Here is an 18566-nt window from a genome sequence, read left to right as displayed (position 1 = left end):
GGTTCGGACCATCTCCTCGGCTACAATCCCGACTTGATCGATGCAACGAGGTCCATGTCGCCATCCGCAATCCCTAGCGTCGTCGTTCCATGACCAAGCGCTTCAACTTCGAGGACCAGAATGCGCAGCACAGCCTCCACGAGAAAGCTCGGCATGTCTCACCGTTCGGCCTGTGCGCTGGCCCTCCTGTGGGGGATCTCGGCCACACCCGTGGTGGCGGTCACGCCGGTGACACCGGTGGGCGTCGAGAGCTGCGACGCCTTCCTGGAAGCCTATGCCCAATGCGCGGCCAGCCCCGGCGTACCGGAAGCCGCTCGCCCCGGCATCCGCCAGGGCATCAACACGATGCGCGAGAGCTTCCGCGACTCGGTCCTGCGCAACGAGGCGGCGCGTCCGACCGTGGCCTATCAGTGCGCCCAGGCCCATGAGGCCGTGCGCAAAAGCTTGGTCGACGCATTCAAATGCGATTTTCCCGCCGCACCCGTGGCCTCCCAGGCCCTCTTGCAGAGCCCGCCGCCACCGCCGGGCTCGGCTCGGGCGACCGCCCGCCCGGCGCCGGCGCAGACGCCCGAGGCTCAGGCGGTGGCAAAGGCCAATGCCTACACCGAGGCCCAAAACCACTTGGTCCGGTCTCATCCCCTGGAGCAGCAGTTGGCCGACTACCGGCGCGACAACGAGCGGGTGCTCAAGCTTGGGACGAAGCTCGGTGCCAACGCCTGGTACCACTTCGGCATCGTGGATTTCGATGGGGTCATCGACGAGTTGGAGAAGGCCGTCGCCTTACCGGGCGTCGTCCCGGAGGTCGATGCTCAAGCCGCCCGGCTGCTGACGGCGCTGCGCGAGGTGAATCCCACCCTGAAGGCGCTCACGCGCTATCAGACCACGCGCGAGTTCAAAGAAGATGGCTTCAAGTTCGCTCGCGAGCAGCACGCGATCCTCGTCCCCCGCGTCGAGGCGGCCGCCAAGGCGATGGACGCCTATGGCACGGCCCTGTTCGAGCGCGAGATCGCCCGGGATGAGCGCCGCCTGGCGGCCCTGCCGGAGGATGCGCCGGCACGGCGCCTCCTGTCCACCAGCCTCACCCTGCGCCGCGCGGTCCGGCGGTTCGAGGCACTGGGACCGAAGGCGGATGTCGCTCCCTTCCTGGCCGCACTCGGCGAGGTCTCGAACGCCAACCGCCACCTCGGCACGGTCCTCGACGGCATGAGTCCGAAGGCGAACTCATCCTGCACCGGCTACACCGACACGGTCGCAAGCGTAATTGGGCATGGCCGGGACGTCGCCCGGGACATTCGCGCCAAGAGTGATCCGAGCCAACCGGCGCAACGCTTCAACGAGACCTACAACCGCTCGGTACGCGATCTAGAATCTTGCCATAAGAATGAGAGTCGGGTGCGTCCAGGCTGAGGTCAGCTGAAGATCGCTGAAGACAGGACTGATGTCTCCTTCAATGTAAATGCTCGTCCTTACGCCTCCGCAAGTCTGCGGGGAGACGAGCAGGCCGATGTCAAGGAGCGTGCGTTCCACGGGTAGCATCGGCGTCTCTTAATGAGGACGGACGGAGAGCGGTCGCTGAACCTTTGCGCGGGATCGCGATCGCGTCGTCCGCTCCTCATCGGGGCCAGTCGAAGTAGCGCCGGGCGGCGCCTCGGCCTTCCGCCAACGGCCTCGTCAGCCGGCCGCGCCGGTCGATCAACCCCCATCGGCCCCCGATCATGGCGGATGGCTGGCGCCCGTCCGAGCGGCAGCCCTGGCAAACCAGGGCCTCGCCGCGGGCGTTGAACGGGAACGACCAGTCGAAATCCGTGGCCAGGACCCGGCGCAGGCGCCGGTCGTGGAACGCGACCTTGCCGGCGTGACGCGCGCGCACCAACCCCTGCGCGAAGGGGTCCGGCCCGTTGTCGAGGGGGAACACCGCCAGCGCCAGCCCGTCGCGGCGCGCCCAGAGCGCGCCGATTCCATCGACGACGATCTCCGTCACCCCGCCCCGGAACGGCATGCGCGCGAGGCGGGCGGGATCGATGCGGACGAAGTCCCCCGCGCGGCGGGCGCAGTGCTCCGTGCGGGCGAAATCCGCGTGGACGTCACGGCAGGCCAGCGGGTAGGCGCCCCCGTCGCGCGCCTGCACGGCCTGCGGCGCGAAGCCGGCCGCAAGCCCCAGGAGGGCGAGCGCACCGAGCGCTCTTCCCCGTGCCCTCGGGCTCACCTGAGGCCCCAGCGCCCGAGCGGGCCGGGCGCGCCCGTGGCGTCGTCCACGAACACGCGCCAGCCGCTGCGGTAGGCGACCTCGCAGACATCCCAGACGAGGCCGGTGTCCGTCCGGGTCGGCACGGCCGTGCCGGTGGTGGCGGTGCCCGTTCCCGCCGCGGCGCGCGCCGCGATCGCCGCCGCCTGCTCGGGCGTGAGGCGGCCCGTCGCGGGGGCAGGCCTGGCGGATCGGGAGAACAGGCGGTCTAGGATAGCCAGCACGGTTCGGGCTCCTCGCATCGGCGAACGAGCATGGGCGTCCGGCCCCGGGATGTCACCCGCCCCGGTGCAGGTTGCGGAGCGGCCGCCCGTCAGCCACACCTCCCGGACCGTATCAGGCGGAAGAACCGCATGTGAGGAACCTGGATGTCCCTGAAGCTCGACCACTCCTCCGTCGAGGAACTCGACTTGGCCCTGCGCCTGTATCGGCGCCTGCTGGTCCGCCTGCTCCTGATCCTCGTCCTGGGCTTTGCCGGGGTGATCGGTCTGGCCAAACTCAGCACGATCCTGTCGCCGCCCTACGGCGTCTACTTCCTCGGGCAGGGCTTGGTGACCTGGGGGCTGCTCGGCCTCCTCGCCCTGCTCTTCGCGGAATTCTGGTGGGAGGGCCGCCAGATCGGCGAGGCCCTCAACCATCCGGGCCTGCTCGATTCCCCTGTCGCCGGGCTGCTGGGCGGCCTCGCCGTGATCGGTGAGCGCGCCGCTGCGATCGGGATGGAGCCCGGCTTCTTCCACGGCCCCCTGCGGCCGATCCGCCGGCGCTGACGGGTCCGTGGCGCTCAGCGCGCCGGCCCCTCGCGCGCGACCAGGCTGTCGCGGTGGACCGCGAGGCTCGCACACGCGCTCGCGAGGGTGACGGCGCAGCCGAGGGCGGGCAGCGTCCAATCCTCCGCCCGCCATAGGGCCGCCGCGAGGCCCGCACCGGCGCCGAGGCAGGCCAGGGACAGGGCGGCCCGCCAGCACCGCACCGCGCGCGGCTCGAACCGCACCAGGCCGTTCGCCCACCAGACCAGGGGCAGCATCGACAGCCAGTAGAGCGGCTGGGCACGGGCGGCGCCGTGCGGTCCCGGCACGAGGCAGGCGGTGACCGAGACGGTGGCGGCGAGGCCCACCACGACGGCGAGCCCGGCCGCCACGTTCGAGGGACGGTCCTTACGCAGCCGCTGCCAGTAGGCCGGGTAGCGGCGGATCAGGGAACTCTCTCCCGGGCCGGTGCCGGACGCTTCCAGGCCGCGAGGCGCGCCAGGACGTAGGCCGGCACGCGGTCGGCCACGGCGAGATTCTCCGGGCGCAGGGAGAAATCGTAGGTGAGGCCGTCGCGGTGGACGAGGTAGGTGCAGGTGGAGACCTCGCGCTTGTCCGAAGTGTCCGAGGCGAGGCAGCCGGGCGGGGCCTAGTCGGCCGGCCGCGCCGCGTGCCGGGACGGGAGGCGGTAGAAGCGCCGATGGTCGACGCCCTCGGAATGGACGAGGCGCTCGCCGCCGGACGGGTCGGGCCGCCACGGCGCGCCCTCGGCGAGCCGCGCATCGAAAATGCCCCATTGCCGGGCGTGGAGGGGTGCGAAGCGGCGCCCGTCCGGGTCGCCGACGACGTGGACCACGAGGTCGGCGGCGAACGGGCCGGCATGGCCGTGGCTGAGGGGGCTGTAGCCGGGGAGGCCCGCCGCGACCTCGGCGGCGGGCAGCATCAGCCAGAGCGAATCCGCCGGTTCCCGGCCGAGCCCCGGGAGCGCGTCGAGCCAGGGCAGGCGGAAATTTCGGGAAAACTCGTAGGTGTGCGGCACGGCGTACGCGGTCCCGGCGAGGCGGTACCGCGTGGTGCCGAACCGGCCCTCCGCCGCGAAGGCCGCGAGCACGAGGGGCAGGCCGAGGAGCGCGACGAGGCGCGCGGCGCGACGCGAGGGACGCATGCGGGACGTTCCTATTCCGTGAGTCCGCCTATTCCGTGGGTCCGGCGCGGAGCCTGGCCGCTTCCGCCGCGAGGTTGGCGCGGGCGGCCGCCTCCAAGCGGTCGTGGAAGAGGTCGGTCTGGTAGAGGCGCGGCCGGGCGAGGAAGCGGTCGAGGATCTGAGCGCGTCCGAGCCGCCACGCCGCCTCGGGAACGGCGGCGTATTCCCGGCGGATCGCCGCCGCGTAGGCCGCGTAGACGGCGCGCGGCGCACCGAGCACGGCGAGATCGAGGTCGAGGAGGAGCCGTGTCGCCGGGTCCGCGCTCGGGCCGTGCGCCGCCGTCGCGTGGATCATCGCGATCGCGGCCCGGACGCGCGCATCCCCGGACGCCGGCCCCGCCTCGGCACGCAGCAGGTCGGCGCTGCGGGCCTCGTTGTCGGCGCGGGCGGTGTCGTAGACGGCGTCGTGGAAGGCGATGGCGAGATCGATGGCATCGCCGTCGACGTCCGCGAAATCGGGATGCGCCCGCACGGAATCGTGCCCCGCGAGCAGCGCCGCGACGTGGGGCCAGCCGTGATAGTGCCGGTCCGCCGCGCCGTAGCCCGCGTCGAGGGCCCGCCACGCCGCCGCGCCGGGCGTGCCGACGGTCCGCGCCCACAGGGCGTCGAACCGCGCGCGAAGGGACGCGTTCGTGGCTTCCATCCTGCCGGCCTCAGTTCACGCGGTGGCAGGTCGAGGTGGTCTCGGCAGCCCCGCGCATCCCGCCCGCCGGCCACACCTCGCAGACCACGTACTTGCCGCCCCGCTCGAGGGTGAAGCTCGGACCGGAGGCGGAGACGATGCGGTGGCCGCCGTTGAGGAGCGCGCTCATGGGCTCCTCAACCGGCACCCAGGTCGTGGCCGGGCGCGGCGGCACGGCGGGGGCCTGGGCGACGGCCGGGCCGGCCACGAGGATCAGCGGGAGGAGGGTGTGGGACAGCGTTCGGCGCATGGGATCGTCCTGGGGTCGGGGGCGGGCCTTCGGCCCGTTCGGGCGGCGAGGGGGTCAGGGCGTCACCACGGCGAGGTCGGCCGCAGGCAGCCAGCCGATGACCGGGGCCTTCTCGCCCCGGTAGCGCACGCGCACCCAGGCGTCCCGCCGCTCCAGCACCGCGACGGGATCGAGCCGGACGAGGTAGGGCGCCCGGGCCGGAGCCGGGCCGGGTTCCGGCCCGAAGGCCGTGCGCTCGGCCGTCACGAGGCCGACGCCGATCCATCCGTCCGGGGTCGACGCCGCACGCCGCGAGAGCGCGTAGGGGGTCCCCACCATGGTGCCCGTGGTCATCGAACACCCGCCGTGATCCTCCGCGAGGGTCAGGGCGGCGCCGTCCGGGGTGAAGGCGAGGTCCCCCGGGATGCGCTCCGGCTCGTCGGGAAACCACGTCTCGACCTTGGCCCGGTCGCCCGCGAGGGTGCCGCGCAGGAGGAACACGCAGGCGAATTGCGGGCTCCCGGCTTCGGCCGCCCCCCGTTGCTCGGCGAAGACCCCCGTCACCGCATTGCCGGAGACCGCCAGGGTCAGGCTGTCGTAGGTGCCGGACCGGGCGGCCGGCTCGGCCGCCGCCGCGCCGCAGGCGGCGAGCAGGGCGGCGAGGCCCAGGGCGGTGCCACGCACCGTCAGAGGCCCTTCTCCAGCAGCTTCACCACGGCCTCGACCCGGTCCTTCGAGTCGGCGACGTTGGTGAACGGCCGCCAGTTCACGTCGAGGACCCCGCCGTCGAACGTGAGGCGCTTGGCGTAGTTCGAGGCGGGCGCGGTGTTCTCGTCGAAGCGGACGCGGATGGTCTTGAGCTTCGCGGCCAGGGCGTCGCGGCCCATCTTGTCCTTGGCCACCTCCTTCAGCCCAACGGCCAGGGGCTCGAAGATCGTCTTCTCGAAATAGTCCGGGTCGGAATAGTACTTGGCGTCGCCCGGGAGCGTGAGGTCGTCCCACGCCACCTCCACCGGCACGGCGAAGCCCGCCGCCTCCTGGATCGCCTTTTCCTGCGCGGGGTAGCGGTCCTGGCGGTAGGCCGCGATCGCTCGGCGCTCGGCGAGGCCGATGGTCGGCTCGGCCATGGCCGAGGGGGCGGACAGGACCGACAGGGCGAGCGCGGCGGCGAGGGCGTGGCGGCGTGAGATCATGCGGTGGTTCCTCGGTAGGACGGCCTCGGATGCGGGCTTGGCGTGACGGTTCGATGACGGGGCGGGCACGCTGTCAAAGTGAGAGCCGCCCTCACGGGGAGATCGCCTTCACGGTGTCGGGGCGCAGCGCACCGGGCCGCCGGCCTCGACGGTGGGCGGGGCGGTCCCCGTGAGGCGTACGGGAAACGAGACGATGCTGGGCGTGTCCTTCGGGGCCTTTCCGGCCCGATAGCTCCCGGCGCAGGCCTTCACGGGTGCCGGCAGGGCCGCGACGGCGGGTGGAAGCGGCCCGTCGCGGGCGATCCGCGCCCAGCACCCGGCGCCGTGCTTCGGGATCGAGCAGGCCCCCTGCACGCCGCGGAGGAACCCGAGCCGCAGGGTCCCGTCCGCGACCGCGAAGGTGTCGATGCCGGCCTCGGCGGTCGTGTCCCGGATCAGGGTGCGGCCCGTGCCCGCGTCGAGCACCGCGAACGGGACGGTGCCGTTGGTGCTCGCTTGCTCGAAGACGAGGAACCCGCCCGTGCGGCCGAGGAAGCGCTGGCCGGCGGTCGCCAGGATGCGCGCACCCGGCCCCGGCGCGGCGGCGCAGGCGGGGGCGGCGCCGTTCACGAGCGGCACGAGGCTCGCGTCCTCGGGGTCCGGCGTGTCGGTGTCGCTCTCGCGCACCATGAGATCGCGGTAGGTGGTGCAGGTGATCTGCTTGCCCTCCCCCGACATCTTGCCCTCTCCAGACGTCGCGGTCTCGGTCTTCGCGGGCGGCTCGAACCGCGCCGCCTCCCATCCCGCCGCCACTGACGGGGCGGGGAGGCACGCTGCGAGGAGCGCTAAGCGGGCGGCGGAGCGGGTGGCGGAGCGGGTGGCGGGGAGAAGGCTGCGTCTCATGCGGGTTCCCTGTATACGGCGCGGGAGCCCCGAGGAAAGGCAGGATGGAGTGCCATGCGGACCGTTCTCGCCAAGGTCGCCAAGGGTTTTGCCGGGCCGCTCGCAACGCTTCTCGCCGCGCCGCTCCTCGGACCGCTCGCCGTCCGGGCCGAGCCCGCTCTGCCGGGCGACGTGACGGCGTACGTGACGCGGCTGCGGGACTGCAACCATTGGGGCGGGGAGGATGCCACGGACGCGGCGCGCGGCCGGGCCATCGCGGCGGCCGTGAAGCGCCTGCGCTGCGACGCCGCCGAGGCGGACGGGCGGACCCTGCGACGGCGCCACCGGGGCGACCCTGCCGTCCTGAAGGCCCTCGACGGCGCGCGCGATGCGGACGGTTGAGCGGGGGCCCGACGCCGGCGATCCGGTCCGCCGCCGCGTCCTGCGCCTGCTGCACGTTCCGCTCCTCGGGCTGCTGCTGGCACTCGGCCTCGCCCCGGTCTTCCTGCTGTTTCCCCTCCTGCCCGCGGAGCCCGGAACCGATCCGACCCTACGGCCCGTCGAACTCTGGCTCGGCACGGCCCTCGTCGGCGGCCTCGTCGGCACCGTGGAGGGCGCGGCGCGGCCCCTCTACCGGGCGGCCGGCCTCGTCCTCGCCGTCGGCCTGCTCTCGATCCCGGTCCTGCGCGTCCTCCTCTGGACCGACCTTCCGGTCCCGCACGGGCTCGCGCGCTGGCTCGGCCTCGACGGGGAAGCCGCCCTCGACGCCCACCTGTACGAGATCTGGCTCGCTGCGTGGCTTTCGGCCTGGGTTTTGGCTTGGGTTTTGGCTTGGCTCGGCCTCGCGCTCCTGGGCCGGCACCTCCCGGCGCGACGCGCCCGCATCGGCCGGGCCGCCGTTCGATGACGGCGCCGGTCGGGGATTCTGGTCCGGGATTGTCGGCGATGATCGTCCCGCCATGATTGCCCCTCGGTCCGACGGGACGCGAAGGGCGGCCCTCGTCGTCGGCGGCTGCGGTGTCGTCGTGTTCGGCTGGGCCCTTGTCGCCTACGCGCCGGTCCCGGGGATCGCCGCGGCCGTCGCCGCGGTGCCGGCGTTCGCCCGCGCGGCGACGCACCGGGTCGCGGTCTTCCTCGCCCTGGCGGCCGTCGGCGGCGGCATGACCTGGGCGGCATTCGGAACGACGACGGGCTACTTCGTCCTGAACCGATCGCGGCTCGACGCCGTGGTGGCCGAGATCGCGGCCATGCCCACCCTGGTGTCCTTCGAACGCGGGCGGGACGATCCTCCGGCGGAGGCGGAGCGAACGGCGTGGTGGGAGAGCACCCGCCTCGTCAACGGCCGGCGCGTCACCCCGTACCGTCCGCAAGGCGCGCGCGACACGGACAGCCTGCGGGAGATCGACGTCCTGCGGGACCTCGGGGTTCCCTACGCTCGCTACCGCGCCCTCTGCCACGCCCTCGAACGCCTCGGGCTCGCGGGGTTCACCCGCGGTCCCGGCGGCGAGATCGCCCTGGACGAACCGATCCCGGGGGGCACGCCCTGGGGCACGTCGTTCGTGTACCGGCCGGACGATGCGTTTCCGGCCGGCTCCGGGGCCGAGAGCGACCGCCGCCTCGCGCCGAACTGGTTCTTCGTGACGCGGGGCTGAGATTCACCGGACGACGCCGCCGGATTCCTGGAAGGAAGAGCGGGCGCGCGGAGCCTCCGCCGTGGTGATGGTACCGGTCCCGAGCAGGGCCGCGAACACGAGCATCGGCACGGCCCAGACCTGCATCGGCACCCCCCAGAAGGCGTGGTCGCGCCCGGCCGGCCCGAAGGTCGTGCCGCGGTTCCAGCGCAGGCCGAGGCCGAGAACGGCGAACGCCGCGAGACTCATGGTGAGGCAGACCGCCCGGTCCACTTCCGGCCCGTCGACCTGCCGCAGGACGATCAGGGGCAGGAACATCGCCAGCGCCACGAAGAAGACGACCCAGTAGCCCCGCCCGGTCCAGAACACGATCATGCGGCGCCCCCCTCGCGCGGTGTGTGGAGCGATCCGTCCCGCCGAAGCCGCGATCGCATCAGCCCATGGCCCCCGCGCCGGCCCGCCGGTTGCGCACCATCGCGGCAATGGCCGCGACGATGATGGCCGCCAGCGCTCCCGCAATGACCAGAAGCGTGACGGTGCGGTTCCACAGGCGGTCGAGGGCGAGATCGGTGGTGACGAGGTCGGGCCGGGCCGGATCGGCCATCACCCGGACGCTGTAATCGCCCGCATGCACGCCCGTGAACACGGTGTTGATCCGGCGGACCACCGGGCCCGACGGGGTGGGCAGGGTGAGGGTCATGTCGCAGAGGTGGAGCACGATCTTGGTGCTGCACTTGCCGTCGCTCACCCGCGCGGCGGCGACGGGACGCGCCGTGTCGCGGATCTGCCAATCCGTCACCACCGGCGGGGCCGTGTAGACGGCGCAGGCGACGAGGAGGGCACCCAGCGCCACGAGGCCGAACAGGGTCCAGAAGATGTTGCCCCAGCCCTGGCGGGGCGGCGGCAGGCGCAAGGATTCCGTACGCGAGGGCTCGGGGCGGTTGGGGGCGGTGTTCATGGTCGGAACCTCACGGGATCACGGGGGTCTGGGAGGATTCGGAAGCCGCCGCGGTCTCGGCCAGGACACGGCGCGCCTGCGCCGCCTGCCGGTAGCGGCCGATGAGGTCGGCGAAGTCCTGTACCGACATCCGGTACGGCAGGCCGGCCGTGACGGTGACGATGCCGCGCCCTGCGTCGAGCTTCACCTTGCGGCCGCCCGGCACCGCCTGCGGGAACGGCGCCTCCGGCGGCAGCAGCAGGCGGGTGACGACGCCGTTCTGCCGGGTCGTCATGTCGAGGTCGGCGATGCTGTCCCAGAGGATCGGTCGGTCGAGGCCGGGCACCGCCAGGGCCTCGGGGGTCAGGATCATCGTCGTGCGCTCGCCCCGCCACAGCCGAAATCCGCCGAAGCCGCCCAGGACCGCCCCGCACGCCAGCGCTACCCCCACCACGGCCCCCGCCTGGCTGGCGGACAGGCCGGGCAGGCCGGCGGCGAGCCACAGGAGGGCGACCCCGATGAAGAAGCCGCCCGCCACCAGGAGGGCGATGGCCCCCGGGCGGGTGCTTTCGCGCAGCACCCGTGCCTCGGTGCCGATCTCCGCCACCGTCGCCTCCAGGTGCGCGCGGAACGCCGCGTCGCGGGTCCGCACCGCGTCGAGGAAGTCGTGCGTCGCCGCGCGGCAGAGGCCGGTGGGGTCGGCGAAGTAGGCGGCGAGCTGGCCGAGCGCGTGCGGGGGTGGCACCGCGGCCGCGGCGGCCAGGAGTTCGGTATCGAGGGTCCGTCCCAAAGCCGCCAAGCGCTCGCGGGTCGGCGGATGGGTGTCGGTGGGGTGGGCCTGCTCCGCCTCGAGATGCGTCGCCGGATCGTCAAGGCCGCGCGCGATGGCGTGGTCGAGGCTCGCCGCCACGAGGTCGGCCGGGGCGGACCCGGGCGCTTCGGCGGCGGCGTCCAAGGTCTCGGCGATGCGGGGGGCCACGGCCCCGGTGCGCAGGAGCGCCCGCGCGGCGGCGTCGACGGAGACCGGGCTGGCGCCCGCCGCGTCGGCAGCGAACTCGCGGGTCCGGCTCCAGTGGCGCACGGCGAGGTGGAAGTTCTCCATGACGAAGACGCCGAGGCGCAGGGACGGACCGAGCAGCCCGAAGGACCCGGCATGTCCCTCCGCCACCGCGTCGAGGGAGCGCCCGACGCCGGCGTAGATGGGCAGGAATCGCTGACTGTAGACGGTGTCGCCCCCGACGTAGTGGGCGAGTTCGTGGCCGATGATCGCCGCCACCTCGTCGCCCCGCAGGAGGGCGAGGTAGGGCAGCGGCAGGTAGAGGATCCGGCCCGTCAGCGGCGCGCCGCCGGGCTCGACCACGGCAGGACCGGCGCTGACGAAGAAGCCGCCCGTGAGGCCGACCACCACGGCCTCGGGCTTCAACGCCCCGAGCCGGTCACCCAGCCCCTCGATCAGCCGCCACAGGCCCGGCGCCTCGGCGGGCGAGACGACCCGGCCGAAGATCGACAGGGGGTCGGGCTCGAAGGCGGAGAGCGCACGGCGCAGGCCGAGCACTGTGGCGCCCGCCGCGACCAGGACCGCCCCGATGGCGACGACGGCCACGAACAGCATCTTGATCTCGCTGCCGCCCAGCCCGGGCCGTGCCAGCAACCCGGCCTCGAAGACCACGGCGGCGACGAAGCCCGCCGTGGTAAAGAGCACCTGGAGGGCGAGCACCGGCGGCAGCAGGCGGCGCATCCACGAAAAACCGGCCACCAGCGCGTCGCGCGAGGCCCGCCCCAGCCGCCCGAGAGCGGCGCCGGCGAGGAGCACGAGGATCGACAGGAGTGCGGCGCCCCCCCCGGCCGCGACGACCACGGGCGGGAGCAGGCGGCGCCAGTCCATGACCGTCGTCAGGGTCGCGACCTCGTCCCGGGCCGCCCGGGCCTGAACCAGGGCGAGTGGACCGCCATAACCCTTGCCGTTGCGGCGGAACTGCATCCGGAAATCGGGGCGCCCGTCCGGCGGCGCCCGCGCCTCCAGATCCGCGACGATCCGGGTCAGGTGCTCCCGCTCGGCGACGAGGTCCGCCGAATCGGCGCCGGCCCGCTCCTGCTCCCACAGGCCGAGGAGCAGGATGCCCAGGGGCAGGAGGACGGTGGCGGCGATCAGGTGCGTGACGGAACGCAAGCGCAAGGGCATGCGCGAATTAGCTACGTCAGGGATACCCGCCTCCTCAGATGCGTTCGGAGCCAGAACGGGTCACTCAGAATTTGTTCGCCGGACGCTCGTCCACTGGAATCGGGATGAGGCTGTCGTGCTTGCGGCACGAGATCCTATCGACCTTGCGGCTCTCACCCTTGATCAGGTCCATGGCGCCAGTCTTTCGATTGACCAGGAAATAGCTACTGACATCGGCAGCGTCCGCGAGGTGGTGAGTCGCATTCTGGCGCAATGGGCAGAGGCTGGTCTGGTCGAGCTACGTCGTGGCGCGGTCGAGATCATTGACAGAGGCAGCTTGGCCTCTGCCGGTAGACGGTGACTGCTGCACTCCAATGGTTCGGTGTCCGCTTCGGGGCAGAAGGTCAAGGTCCGTTACCCATCCCGAGCCGAAATTGCCGGACGGCCGACGAATGGCCGCTTTTGGGAAGCGCTGATGGCGATCCTAATGACTGTGTTGGGTCGGGAGCTGTCCCTCCGCTCTTCGACCGACTTGGGTGGGTAGCGGTCTGGCTGCTTTCGGTGGCTAATGTCTTCAAGCAGACATAGGTCCTATCGACAGAGGCCTACCCCTCCACTCAGCCGCTCTCATCGTCAAAGCCAAGAATACTACGACGCTGCAGGAACTAGCGACCGATACAGGGGCGCTACTACACATGGCGCGAACCCGGCGATTAATATCACCAACATAATGGTCGTCCTGCACTACGGCAGTGCGGATACGCCCGCGTGTGATAGCCGACCCAATGATCAGCTTCGGCGCACCCAAGATGCGTTCTAAATCAACTTAGAGTTATAACAGGGTCGCACGAAAATTTTTTGCGGCCCTGTCGTTTCCAGCTTACGAAATCGGGTCGGTTGGCCTTTAACCGGTGGCGGTTCATGGTCACGAGGCTTTGGCGCCGGGAGCATCCTCGACGGCATACCTGAGCCAGACGGTGCCGCCTTCCAAAGTCTCGGTGTGGCGATGCCGAAGCGCCTTGCCGGCCGCCGGCCGCTCGTCGGGCTCGCCGTGGTACTCGAAGATGGTTGGCACGCCCGCAAGACCATCAAGGGCGGGCGAGACAAGCAGGCTGATCTCGTCGATCAGTCCGGCTTTCAGGAAAGCGCCGTTGATGATGCCGCCGCCCTCAAGCAGCAGGGTCCTTACGCCGAAGGTCTCGCCCAGTGTCGCCATCGCACCGACGAGATCACGGCCGTCCGGACCGGCGAAGATGTAGGAGACCCCGTCCTCACGGAGCTCCGCCAGATAGTCGTCCGTGACGCCCTCGCCAAGGACCGCTACGATATGGTCCCCGCCAGCGTCGTCCCGGCCGTAATGAACCTTCCCGTGAGGGTCGATTGCGACGGCCAGGTCGCGGCCGTTTCGCTTACCGACATAGGTCTGGCGGAGGTCACCAGGAACAGTCTCGGGTTTGCGCGGATGCCCCTTGGCGATCTCGGCCATGGTCGTGCGACCCACGATCCAGCCCTCGGCATCCAGGCGTGCCGCGGTCTCGTCGTAGTACCGGTGAACCAAGTCCTGCTCGATGCCCGCGGCGGGAGGGGTCCAGCGGCTCGGGTGGAGCCGGCCGTCGATGGAGCTTCCCATGTGGCAGATGATTTTTGGACGCATCTCGCGAACTCACTCTTCCTCGGGTTACGGTCAGGTCACTCGCCGCGGTACTCGGCGTCCGTGACGTGCCCCATCCAATCGACGACCTTGCCGTCGAGCGCCTCCGACAACGCGATGTGGCTCATGCCCGCGTTAGGCGAGGCCCCATGCCAGTGGCGCATGCCGGGCGGGATGCGGACCACGTCGCCAGGCCGGATCTCCAGCACCGGGCCGCCCTCGTTCTGGACCCGACCGACCCCGGCGGTGACGATCAGGGTTTGACCGAGGGGATGGGTATGCCAAGCCGTTCGAGAGCCGGGCTCGAAGGTGACGAGGCCGCCTGACATCCGTGAAGGTGGCCTTTCCTGGATCATCGGGTCGACGCGTACGGTCCCCGTGAAGTTCTCCGGCGCGCCCCTTACGGAGGGCGCGGTACCGCTGCGCTCTACGGTCACCGCCACCGGCGAGGGACTGGCGGAGCAATGCCAGTTCATGCCGGTGGCGAGGGTCGCGGCAAGGACGAGCGAGGCGGTCCCGACGAGAATGTGCATGACGGTATCCTTGCCGCTTCCTTCAGGCCGCGTCGGGCATGCGGTCGAGGAGCTTGTCCAGCGTGATGGGATAGTCGCGCACGCGAACCCCGGTCGCGTTGTAGATCGCGTTCGCGACCGCAGGTGCGACGCCGACCAGCCCGAGCTCCCCGACACCCTTCGCCTTGATTGGCGACATGGTCGGATCGACCTCATCGACGAAGATCGCGTCGAGGTGCGGGATGTCGGCATGGACCGGTACCTCGTAGCCCGCGAGGTCGTGGTTGACGAAGAAGCCGCGCTTGGTGTCGACCGCCATCTCCTCCATCAGGGCGGCGCCCACGCCCATGACCATGCCACCGATGACTTGGCTGCGGGCCGTCTTCGGGTTGAGGATGCGGCCCGCGGCACAGACCGCCAGCATCCGTCGGACGCGGATCTCGCCAGTGTCCGCATCCACGCCGACCTCGGCGAAGTGCGCCCCGAAGGTCTGTTGGGCGAACCTCTTCGACAGGTCGCCGAACTCCATAGTGTCCTCAACGACGATGTCGCCGGCCCTAGCCGCATCGCCGAGCGGCACGGCGCGATTGCCCAGGCGTACCTCGCCGTCGGAGAAGATCGCGTCGGCCGAATTGAACCCCAGTCTCTGGGCCACGGCCTCGCGCAGCTTCACGCACGCGGCGTAGACGCCTGCGGTGACGGACGGCGCGCCCTGCTGACCGCCCGAACCCGGCGACTCGGGAAAATCGGAATCCCCGAGGCGCGCGATGACCCGTTCGATCCCGACGCCCATCATCTCGGCCGCCGTCTGGGCGACGATGGTGTAGCTGCCGGTGCCGATGTCGGTCATGTCGGTCTCGACCGTGACCACGCCCCGAGCATCGAGCCGCACGCGGGCGCCGGACTTGGCGATCTTCGCGGCGCGGATCGCGCCCGCCATCCCCATCCCGACCAGCCAGCGCCCGTCACGGACGCTGGCCGGCGCCGCCTTGCGTCGATCCCAACCAAACCGCCCGGCACCGGTGCGGAGGCACTCCACGAACGGGCGGGTCGAGAACGGCATCTCGGGATGCTCAGGGTCGACCTGGGTGTCGTTCAGGACCCGGAACGCGACCGGGTCCATGCCGAGCTTTTCCGCCATCTCGTCCATGGCGATCTCAAGCGCCATCAATCCCGGAGCCTCGCCCGGGGCTCGCATCGCATTGCCCTCGGCGAGGTCGAGCACCGCCAGCCGCTGGCGGGTCATCCGATTGGCACCGGCGTAGAACGACCGCGTCGCGGCGGTCGACGGCTCGGTCCGGCCCCCGGCGAGGTTGCCGTTGAGGTTGTCGTGACCGATGGCGGTGATCCGACCGTCCATCGTCGCCCCGATCCAGATGCGCTGGACCGTCGCCGGGCGGTGGATGGTGGCGTTGAACATCATCGGGCGCTGCAGGGCCAACTTGACCGGCCGACGCGCCACGCGCGCGGCCACCGCGGCCAGGGCGAGGTCGGTCTGCACGGTCCCCTTACCGCCGAACCCGCCCCCGATGTACGGCGAGACCAGACGGATCTTATCCTTGGTGATGCCAAGGGTCTTGGCGAGGTCGCGAACGCCCCAGTTCATCTGCTGGATCGCGGTGTGGCAGGTCAGGCGGTCGCCGTCCCACGAGGCAATGGTTGCGTGCGGCTCCATCATCGCGTGCGCCTGGTCGGGCGTCGTATAGGTCTCGTCCACCTTGACCGGCGCCGCCGCGAACGCGGCCTCGAAGTCGCCGACGCTGGTCTCGGGCTTACCCCCGAACTGGCCGGCCTCGGCCACCGGCGCCGTCGCCACTAACGCCGACAGGTCGAACGACCCCTCCACTCTGGCATACTTCACCTTGACCAGGGCGGCAGCGGCGCGGGCCTGCTCGAACGTCTCCGCGACTACGACCGCGACGGCCTGGTGGTAGTGGTCGATCTCAGGTGCGGCGAGGAAACGCTGGACGTAGAACTCGCCCTTGCCGAGCGTTCCCGCGTTCTCGTGGGTGACGATGGCGACGACACCCGGGGCGGCGTTGGCTGCGATGAGATCGATCGCGACGACGCGCCCCTTGCCGATGCCGGCACCGACGATGAAGCCGTAGGCGAGGTTCGCCTGAGGATCATGCCAGTCGGAAGCGTATGGGGCGGTACCGGTCACCTTGAGCGGACCGTCGACCCGGTCGAGCGGCTGCCCGACGACCTTGAGCCGGTCGATGGGGTTGATGCCGGCTGGGGTGTCGAACTTCATGATCTCGCTCCTCGACCTTCGGTTTCGGCGACGCTCCTGTCGTCCGGAGCGCTCAAGCCGCGTCCGGCATGCGGTTCAGGAGCTTGTCGAGGGTGATGGGATAGTCGCGGACCCGCACGCCGGTGGCGTTGTAGACGGCGTTCGCCACCGCCGCGCCGACCCCGCAGATTCCGAGTTCGCCCACGCCCTTAGCCTTCATCGGCGAGGACATCGGATCGACCTCGTCGAGGAAGACCACCTCCTGGTGCGGGATGTCGGCATGGACCGGCACCTCGTATCCGGCGAGGTCGTGGTTGACGAAGTAGCCGCGCTTGGTGTCGACAGCGAGCTCCTCCATCAGCGCCGCGCCCACGCCCATGGTCATCCCGCCGATGACCTGGCTGCGGGCCGACTTCGGATTGAGGATGCGGCCGCTGGCGCAGACCGCCAGCATGCGGCGGACCCGGATCTCGGCCGTGGCTACGTCGACGCCGACCTCGACGAAGTGCGAGCCGAAGGTCGATTGCTGATAGGTCTTGTCGAGGTCGCCGAACTCGATGGCATCCTCGGCCACGATGTCCCCGCCGGTAGCCGCTTCAGCGAGCGGGACTGCGCGGTTGCCCGAGCGGACCTGCCCGTCCTCGAATACGGCATCGGCCGAGTTAAAGCCGAGCTTGCCGGCCACGGCCTCACGCAACTTCATGCAAGCGGCGTAGACGCCGGACGTCGAGGAGTTGGCGCCGAACTGTCCGCCCGACCCCGAGGAGACCGGGAAATCGGAGTCGCCGAGGCGCACGATGACCCTGTCGAGGGTGACGCCCATCATCTCGGCCGCCGTCTGGCCGATGATGGTGTAGCTGCCGTTGCCGATGTCGGTCATGTCCGTCTCGACGATGACCATGCCCTTACCGTCGAGGCGGACGCGGGCGGCCGACTTCAAAACCATGTTGTTGCGGAAGGCCGAGGCCATTCCCATCCCGACGAGCCAGCGCCCGTCGCGGACCTGCCCGGGCTTGCCCCGCTTGTCCCAGCCGAAGCGTTCCGCGCCCTGGCGAAGGCATTCGACGAGGCTGCGTTGGGAGAAGAGCCGCTCGGGCTTCTCCGGATCGACCTGGGTGTCGTTGATCTCGCGGAAGCGCACGGGGTCGAGCCCGAGCTTCTCCGCCATCTCGTCCATGGCGACCTCCAGCGCCATCAGGCCGGGAGCCTCGCCCGGCGCGCGCATGGCGTTGCCCTCGGGAAGGTCGAGCACGGCGAGGCGCAGGGCGGTCATGCGGTTGGGGGCGGCGTAGAGCAGACGGGTCTGCAGGACCGCCGCCTCAGGCCCGCCCTCGGGCAGGTCGCCCGACCAGCTCTCGTGGCTAATGGCGGTAATCTTTCCGTCCGGGGTCGCGCCGATGCGGATGCGCTGGATCGTGGCAGGCCGGTGCGTGGTGTTGTTGAACATCTGCGGACGCGTCAGCGCGACCTTCACCGCCCGACCGGCCGCACGGGCGCCCAGTGCCGCGAGCAGGGCTTCGGACCGCAGGAAGAGCTTGCCGCCGAAGCCGCCGCCGATGAACGGCGACACCAACCGGACCTTCTCCTGCGGGACGTCCAGGGTCAGTGCGAGGTCGCGCGTGCCCCAGGCGATCATCTGGTTCGAGGTCCAGACCGTGACCTTGTCCCCGTCCCAGGACGCGACCGAGGCATGGGGCTCCATCATCGCGTGGGCGTGGTCCGGCGTCTCGTAGCTCTCGTCGAGCTTGACCGGCGCCGAGGCGAACGCGCCGGCGAAGTCGCCGACGGATGAGGAGGACGGACTGCCCTGGACGTCGCCCGGGTCCTTCGCCGCGTCTTTCACCGAGGCTAGGTCGAAGGCACCCTTGGTGGCGATGTACTTGACCTTGACCAGCGCCGCGGCGGCGCGTGCCTGCTCGAAGGTCTCGGCGACCACCACGGCGACGGCTTGGTGGTAGTGCTCGATCTCGGGGCCGCCGAGAAGTTTTGCGGTGTTGAGCTTACCCTTTCCGAGCTTGCCAGCGTTCTCGGCGGTCACGATGGCGACGACGCCCGGGGCGGCCTTGGCGGCGCCCAGGTCCATCGCGGCAATCCGGCCCTTGGCGATGGTGGCGCCTACCACGACGCCGTAGGCGAGCTTGGCCTGCGGGTCATGCCAGTCGTTGGCGTAGGGGGCGGTGCCGGTGGTCTTGAACGGGCCGTCGATCCGGTCGGTGGCCTTCCCCACGACCTTGAGCTGGTCGATGGGGTTGGTGCCTGCGGGGGTGTCGAACTTCATGGA

23 protein-coding genes are annotated in these 18566 nt (G+C 71.0%); 6 read left to right on the top strand and 17 right to left on the bottom strand.

Translation table 11 applies throughout. The annotated features are described in order from the left end of the window. Window positions 1-20: 20 nt before the first annotated feature. Window positions 21-155, bottom strand: coding sequence for a hypothetical protein (locus tag J7U37_RS25175; RefSeq protein ID WP_274533107.1), 135 nt, complete (start codon window positions 153-155; stop codon window positions 21-23). On the opposite strand from J7U37_RS25175, the gene J7U37_RS21350 reads away from it, so the two are divergent. Further along, window positions 154-1407: a DUF3829 domain-containing protein gene (locus tag J7U37_RS21350; RefSeq protein ID WP_056088200.1), complete on the top strand. Its 1254-nt coding sequence runs from the start codon at window positions 154-156 to the stop codon at window positions 1405-1407. The genes J7U37_RS25175 and J7U37_RS21350 overlap by 2 nt on opposite strands. Before the next feature lie 205 nt (window positions 1408-1612). Here J7U37_RS21350 and J7U37_RS21345 read toward each other — a convergent pair whose 3' ends face one another. Both J7U37_RS21345 and J7U37_RS21340 read right to left on the bottom strand, forming a co-directional pair. Next, window positions 1613-2206, bottom strand: coding sequence for a hypothetical protein (locus tag J7U37_RS21345; protein WP_056088197.1), 594 nt, complete (start codon window positions 2204-2206; stop codon window positions 1613-1615). Next, window positions 2203-2469: a hypothetical protein gene (locus J7U37_RS21340; RefSeq protein ID WP_247637021.1), complete on the bottom strand. Its 267-nt coding sequence runs from the start codon at window positions 2467-2469 to the stop codon at window positions 2203-2205. Before J7U37_RS21340 ends, J7U37_RS21345 begins: the two co-directional genes overlap by 4 nt. Before the next feature lie 144 nt (window positions 2470-2613). Between J7U37_RS21340 and J7U37_RS21335 the strand changes: the two genes are divergently transcribed. Further along, window positions 2614-3012, top strand: coding sequence for a hypothetical protein (locus J7U37_RS21335; RefSeq protein ID WP_056088193.1), 399 nt, complete (start codon window positions 2614-2616; stop codon window positions 3010-3012). A gap of 14 nt (window positions 3013-3026) precedes the next feature. Here J7U37_RS21335 and J7U37_RS21330 read toward each other — a convergent pair whose 3' ends face one another. The 7 genes from J7U37_RS21330 to J7U37_RS21300 all read right to left on the bottom strand — a co-directional run bounded on the left by J7U37_RS21330 (window position 3027) and on the right by J7U37_RS21300 (window position 7181). Beyond that, entirely contained in the window at window positions 3027-3383 is a 357-nt protein-coding gene (locus J7U37_RS21330; RefSeq protein WP_056088191.1) for a hypothetical protein, read from the bottom strand. A 257-nt stretch (window positions 3384-3640) separates the two neighbouring features. Beyond that, on the bottom strand, window positions 3641-4156 hold the full coding sequence (locus J7U37_RS21325; protein ID WP_238278301.1) for a hypothetical protein: 516 nt from the start codon (window positions 4154-4156) through the stop codon (window positions 3641-3643). Between the two features lie 28 nt (window positions 4157-4184). After that, complete coding sequence (locus J7U37_RS21320) at window positions 4185-4838, bottom strand: hypothetical protein (RefSeq protein WP_247637020.1); 654 nt, start codon at window positions 4836-4838, stop codon at window positions 4185-4187. Window positions 4839-4848: 10 nt separating this feature from the next. Further along, window positions 4849-5127, bottom strand: a complete 279-nt coding sequence (locus J7U37_RS21315; protein WP_018042899.1) for a hypothetical protein — start codon at window positions 5125-5127, stop codon at window positions 4849-4851. A 54-nt stretch (window positions 5128-5181) separates the two neighbouring features. Then, on the bottom strand, window positions 5182-5790 hold the full coding sequence (locus J7U37_RS21310) for a hypothetical protein (protein WP_247637019.1): 609 nt from the start codon (window positions 5788-5790) through the stop codon (window positions 5182-5184). A gap of 2 nt (window positions 5791-5792) precedes the next feature. Then, window positions 5793-6299, bottom strand: a complete 507-nt coding sequence (locus tag J7U37_RS21305; RefSeq protein WP_018042901.1) for a hypothetical protein — start codon at window positions 6297-6299, stop codon at window positions 5793-5795. Between the two features lie 108 nt (window positions 6300-6407). After that, on the bottom strand, window positions 6408-7181 hold the full coding sequence (locus tag J7U37_RS21300; protein ID WP_051074304.1) for a hypothetical protein: 774 nt from the start codon (window positions 7179-7181) through the stop codon (window positions 6408-6410). A gap of 54 nt (window positions 7182-7235) precedes the next feature. Between J7U37_RS21300 and J7U37_RS21295 the strand changes: the two genes are divergently transcribed. Genes J7U37_RS21295 through J7U37_RS21285 form a run of 3 tightly spaced genes read left to right on the top strand, consistent with a single transcriptional unit; the run spans window position 7236 to window position 8812 of the window. Then, window positions 7236-7562 carry a hypothetical protein gene (locus J7U37_RS21295; RefSeq protein WP_247637018.1) on the top strand — a complete coding sequence of 109 codons (327 nt, stop codon included), beginning with the start codon at window positions 7236-7238 and terminating at the stop codon, window positions 7560-7562. Then, on the top strand, window positions 7549-8067 hold the full coding sequence (locus J7U37_RS21290) for a hypothetical protein (RefSeq protein WP_055950618.1): 519 nt from the start codon (window positions 7549-7551) through the stop codon (window positions 8065-8067). Before J7U37_RS21295 ends, J7U37_RS21290 begins: the two co-directional genes overlap by 14 nt. 52 nt (window positions 8068-8119) lie before the next feature. Continuing rightward, window positions 8120-8812 (top strand): hypothetical protein, encoded by a 693-nt coding sequence (locus J7U37_RS21285; protein WP_018042905.1) that lies wholly within the window; start codon window positions 8120-8122, stop codon window positions 8810-8812. Window positions 8813-8815: 3 nt separating this feature from the next. On the opposite strand, the gene J7U37_RS21280 is transcribed toward J7U37_RS21285, so the two are convergent. Genes J7U37_RS21280 through J7U37_RS21270 form a run of 3 tightly spaced genes read right to left on the bottom strand, consistent with a single transcriptional unit; the run spans window position 8816 to window position 11910 of the window. Next, window positions 8816-9166 carry a hypothetical protein gene (locus J7U37_RS21280; RefSeq protein ID WP_247637017.1) on the bottom strand — a complete coding sequence of 117 codons (351 nt, stop codon included), beginning with the start codon at window positions 9164-9166 and terminating at the stop codon, window positions 8816-8818. A gap of 58 nt (window positions 9167-9224) precedes the next feature. Beyond that, on the bottom strand, window positions 9225-9749 hold the full coding sequence (locus J7U37_RS21275) for a hypothetical protein (RefSeq protein WP_247637016.1): 525 nt from the start codon (window positions 9747-9749) through the stop codon (window positions 9225-9227). Window positions 9750-9759: 10 nt separating this feature from the next. Next, window positions 9760-11910, bottom strand: a complete 2151-nt coding sequence (locus tag J7U37_RS21270) for a M48 family metallopeptidase (protein WP_247637015.1) — start codon at window positions 11908-11910, stop codon at window positions 9760-9762. A gap of 136 nt (window positions 11911-12046) precedes the next feature. Here J7U37_RS21270 and J7U37_RS21265 point away from each other — a divergent pair, with 136 nt between their 5' ends. After that, on the top strand, window positions 12047-12250 hold the full coding sequence (locus tag J7U37_RS21265; protein WP_274533118.1) for a helix-turn-helix domain-containing protein: 204 nt from the start codon (window positions 12047-12049) through the stop codon (window positions 12248-12250). Window positions 12251-12814: 564 nt separating this feature from the next. Here the strand turns inward: J7U37_RS21265 and J7U37_RS21260 are convergent. From J7U37_RS21260 to paoC (J7U37_RS21245), 4 genes are all read right to left on the bottom strand, one after another. Further along, window positions 12815-13543, bottom strand: a complete 729-nt coding sequence (locus J7U37_RS21260) for a RibD family protein (protein ID WP_247637014.1) — start codon at window positions 13541-13543, stop codon at window positions 12815-12817. A 35-nt stretch (window positions 13544-13578) separates the two neighbouring features. Further along, window positions 13579-13977: a cupin domain-containing protein gene (locus J7U37_RS21255; protein WP_247637023.1), complete on the bottom strand. Its 399-nt coding sequence runs from the start codon at window positions 13975-13977 to the stop codon at window positions 13579-13581. 118 nt (window positions 13978-14095) lie between these two features. Next, window positions 14096-16306 carry an aldehyde oxidoreductase molybdenum-binding subunit PaoC gene (gene paoC, locus J7U37_RS21250; RefSeq protein ID WP_247637013.1) on the bottom strand — a complete coding sequence of 737 codons (2211 nt, stop codon included), beginning with the start codon at window positions 16304-16306 and terminating at the stop codon, window positions 14096-14098. 52 nt (window positions 16307-16358) lie between these two features. Then, window positions 16359-18563 carry an aldehyde oxidoreductase molybdenum-binding subunit PaoC gene (gene paoC / locus J7U37_RS21245; RefSeq protein WP_247637012.1) on the bottom strand — a complete coding sequence of 735 codons (2205 nt, stop codon included), beginning with the start codon at window positions 18561-18563 and terminating at the stop codon, window positions 16359-16361. Between the last annotated feature and the right edge of the window lie 3 nt (window positions 18564-18566).

The organism is Methylobacterium sp. 37f, assembly GCF_023093475.1.
Taxonomy (GTDB): Bacteria; Pseudomonadota; Alphaproteobacteria; order Rhizobiales; family Beijerinckiaceae; genus Methylobacterium.
The sequence above is the reverse complement of the archived record's forward strand: the minus strand, read 5'-3'. Positions and strand labels throughout refer to the sequence as shown.

Bases quoted from the DNA above. Each gene is read 5' to 3' on its own strand.
- J7U37_RS21350 (WP_056088200.1), top strand. From the start codon at position 154: ATGTCTCACCGTTCGGCCTGTGCGCTGGCCCTCCTGTGGGGGATCTCG.
- J7U37_RS25175 (WP_274533107.1), bottom strand. From the start codon at position 155: ATGCCGAGCTTTCTCGTGGAGGCTGTGCTGCGCATTCTGGTCCTCGAA.
- J7U37_RS21335 (WP_056088193.1), top strand. From the start codon at position 2,614: ATGTCCCTGAAGCTCGACCACTCCTCCGTCGAGGAACTCGACTTGGCC.
- J7U37_RS21325 (WP_238278301.1), bottom strand. From the start codon at position 4,156: ATGCGTCCCTCGCGTCGCGCCGCGCGCCTCGTCGCGCTCCTCGGCCTG.
- J7U37_RS21320 (WP_247637020.1), bottom strand. From the start codon at position 4,838: ATGGAAGCCACGAACGCGTCCCTTCGCGCGCGGTTCGACGCCCTGTGG.
- J7U37_RS21315 (WP_018042899.1), bottom strand. From the start codon at position 5,127: ATGCGCCGAACGCTGTCCCACACCCTCCTCCCGCTGATCCTCGTGGCC.
- J7U37_RS21305 (WP_018042901.1), bottom strand. From the start codon at position 6,299: ATGATCTCACGCCGCCACGCCCTCGCCGCCGCGCTCGCCCTGTCGGTC.
- J7U37_RS21300 (WP_051074304.1), bottom strand. From the start codon at position 7,181: ATGAGACGCAGCCTTCTCCCCGCCACCCGCTCCGCCACCCGCTCCGCC.
- J7U37_RS21295 (WP_247637018.1), top strand. From the start codon at position 7,236: ATGCGGACCGTTCTCGCCAAGGTCGCCAAGGGTTTTGCCGGGCCGCTC.
- J7U37_RS21290 (WP_055950618.1), top strand. From the start codon at position 7,549: ATGCGGACGGTTGAGCGGGGGCCCGACGCCGGCGATCCGGTCCGCCGC.
- J7U37_RS21285 (WP_018042905.1), top strand. From the start codon at position 8,120: ATGATTGCCCCTCGGTCCGACGGGACGCGAAGGGCGGCCCTCGTCGTC.
- J7U37_RS21280 (WP_247637017.1), bottom strand. From the start codon at position 9,166: ATGATCGTGTTCTGGACCGGGCGGGGCTACTGGGTCGTCTTCTTCGTG.
- J7U37_RS21275 (WP_247637016.1), bottom strand. From the start codon at position 9,749: ATGAACACCGCCCCCAACCGCCCCGAGCCCTCGCGTACGGAATCCTTG.
- J7U37_RS21270 (WP_247637015.1), bottom strand. From the start codon at position 11,910: ATGCCCTTGCGCTTGCGTTCCGTCACGCACCTGATCGCCGCCACCGTC.
- J7U37_RS21260 (WP_247637014.1), bottom strand. From the start codon at position 13,543: ATGCGTCCAAAAATCATCTGCCACATGGGAAGCTCCATCGACGGCCGG.
- paoC (WP_247637013.1), bottom strand. From the start codon at position 16,306: ATGAAGTTCGACACCCCAGCCGGCATCAACCCCATCGACCGGCTCAAG.
- paoC (WP_247637012.1), bottom strand. From the start codon at position 18,563: ATGAAGTTCGACACCCCCGCAGGCACCAACCCCATCGACCAGCTCAAG.